The organism is Maribacter sp. (assembly GCF_039968975.1).
Classification (GTDB): Bacteria; Bacteroidota; Bacteroidia; order Flavobacteriales; family Flavobacteriaceae; genus Maribacter.
This window is the reverse complement of sequence record NZ_JBDVOT010000174.1, coordinates 1-2,895: the sequence shown is the minus strand read 5'-3', so window position 1 is coordinate 2,895 and position 2,895 is coordinate 1. Positions and strand designations below refer to the sequence as shown.

The window sequence follows — 2,895 nt, the reverse complement described above, 5'->3', positions numbered from 1 at the left end:
TTCTTAGCTCTCCGTTATATGTAACTTTTGACGTCATTTACTCTATTGTTTTAATTCTTAAATCATCAATCATCATAATATAAGACGACTGGTTATAATACCCAGCAACACCTTTTCTCTGATAATTAAATTTATTACCACTGTACTCCGTTTCACCAATAAACATTGAAACATCTATTAAGCTATTATTGTAAGCCAGTTTTAGCAATAAATCATACGTAAGATCAAATCCTCTAACCGCATACTTATCTGGATCATCGCCAAAACGTTTTCTATAACGCTCAACAAATGAATTATTTTTTACTTGACGATTAACCGAAGGATAAGTAAATTTTAAATTTGACAAATGTGTATTTGAAATCACATCTTTTTCGAAAGCCGAGTTCATATCGGTCGTAAACATTCTTACACTCACTTTATCTTTACCTAACAAAGGATCAAACGCTGTATTATTGAATGAATTTAATATGGATACTACACTTGCAATTAATTTATAATTATCAGATTCTACAAAAACCCAATTAGACACTTGGTCAGATAACAAGGTCTGCAGCTTATCTCTATTAATACCAATATTTTTCTCCTCTTCTTTAACTACGACCACTTTAGCAGAAGGAAATCTTTTAAGGATAGCATCTTTCTCCTTTTTATTATCCTCATCTGCAATGATTAAAAGAGTTTCTTCTGTATGGTTGGTCTCTACATAATCTAACATATGTTTCCACAAGACTTCTTCATCTGTATAAGAAAAGAATACATTATCTAAACTTAAATCGCTTTTAGCAGGTACGGGAGCAACTACTGGAACATTAAATTTTGAAGCCTGCACAGCAGTTTCTTTTAGCGAAGACATATCTAACGGACCAAAAACAGCACTATAACCACCTAATTGTTCGCCTTGTAAAATTTGTTTTGTTTTACCTAAATCTAATTGATTATCAAAAGTTTTTACATCTATGGAGACTCCCAATGATTTCATAGAATCTATGGCTATCAAAGCACCAGAATATAGACCTAAACTATATTTTAAGCTATTTCTATTGTCTATGATTTTTTCAGTTGCCGTCTTATTATTTAAATCAAGTTTATCTAATCTAAATGGCAATAAGAACAATACCTTAGGTTTTACAGCAGTATTAATACTATCTAATAAATTTACTTTATCCAATACCAAAGCATTTCTAACCTCAAAATCACCCACCTTATCTTTTGGCAACTTTAAAACCATCCCAGCTTTTAGTCCGTCTTTTAAATCAGGATTTAAGCCTACCAATTCTGCCCAAGTCATTCCGAATTTTCGGGTTAACCTAAACTCATTTTGTTTTGGTTTTACTTCGTAGAAGATGTAGTTATCCGTATTAATTTCCCCAGTCTCTACTTTTTGCTCAGGAATACGAATAATCATACCTTCTTTTAATCCGCCTTTCTCAGTGATTTCAGGATTTAAACGAACTATTTCATCTGATTTAACTCCGAATTCCTGTTCCAAACGATAGAAATTCATTTTAGCAGGTACCGTATATGAAGTATATAATTGTGTTACCTGGTTTTTTACGGTACTACCTGCCATTTTAGGCATTAGAAGCTCATATCCTTCTGACAAATAATTATTTGCCGCAGACAAGCCTGGGTTTAACTCTAGCATTCTTTCTATAGTAATGCCATATTTATGAGCTATACTCCACCTAGTTTCTTTTGCCGCTACAATATATTTTTCTAAATCTGCTTGATTTTCAGTTACCTCGTCCACTTTTGGAGCACGGTATTTAGGAATTCGCAAATCCATCTTCTTTTGTAAAGGAGAAGCGTATAATACGGGATTATACTTTTTTAGCTCATTTTCAGTAATATTATACATTTGAGTAATACCAAAAATAGTTTCCTTTTTCTTGACCCGATGCTCTGTATAACCAATAGGCTCTCTTGCCTTTACCGAATCTTGAACAACAGTAGTAATAGCTCTAGTAGTTACAGTGCTCGAAGTTGGAGTATTGGAAGCTGGCGTATTTGTTTGTTCAACAATCTTTTTGCCCGGCACTACCAATATCGTATTTGATCTTAATTTCTGACCTTCCTTTATTTCTTTATTATACTGTAATATACTTGAGGTTGAAACTCCGTACATTTTAGAAATGCTTTCTAAAGTCTCTCCTGATTTTACTTCGTGGGTATCGAATTTTTGTGCCATTGCCGTGCAAGACACTAATAAACAAAATGACCCTATTAAGTAAATTTGATTAAAAATATATTTCATACTATTCCCATTCTATTGTTGCTGGCGGCTTTGAACTTATATCATATACGACACGATTAACGCCAGGGACTTTATTAATGATATCATTTGATGTTTTTTGTAAAAATTCGTACGGTAAGTTCACCCAATCGGCAGTCATACCATCTGTACTTTCTACAGCTCTAAGCGCTACACATTTTTCATATGTACGCTCATCTCCCATTACACCAACACTATTTACAGGCAGCAACATAGCACCAGCCTGCCATACTTTATCGTATAAATCCCATTTTTTTAATCCATCAATAAAAATAGCATCTACCTCTTGCAAAATAGCCACTTTCTCTGGCGTTATATCCCCAAGAATACGAATTGCCAAACCAGGACCAGGAAAAGGGTGTCTACCCAACAATGCCTTATCTATACCCAAACTTGCCCCTACTCTTCTTACCTCATCTTTAAATAACATTTTTAAAGGCTCTACCACTTTCAATTTCATGTAATCTGGCAAACCACCAACATTATGATGACTCTTTATGGTTTGTGACGGACCACCAGTTGCAGAAACAGATTCAATAACATCAGGATAAATAGTACCCTGTGCCAACCATTTTGCATTCTCAACTAAATGTGACTCATCATCAAAAACTTCTACAAACACA

At 34.0% G+C, this 2,895-nt stretch carries 1 protein-coding gene and 1 pseudogene; both read right to left on the bottom strand.

Annotated features, from left to right (window positions below; translation table 11 throughout):
• Window positions 1–37: 37 nt before the first annotated feature.
• Window positions 38–2,254, bottom strand: a complete 2,217-nt coding sequence (locus ABJI11_RS11575) for a LysM peptidoglycan-binding domain-containing protein (protein WP_348352292.1) — start codon at window positions 2,252–2,254, stop codon at window positions 38–40.
• Window position 2,255: 1 nt separating this feature from the next.
• A pseudogene (locus ABJI11_RS11570) lies at window positions 2,256–2,895 on the bottom strand (GMP synthase (glutamine-hydrolyzing)); the annotation flags it as partial.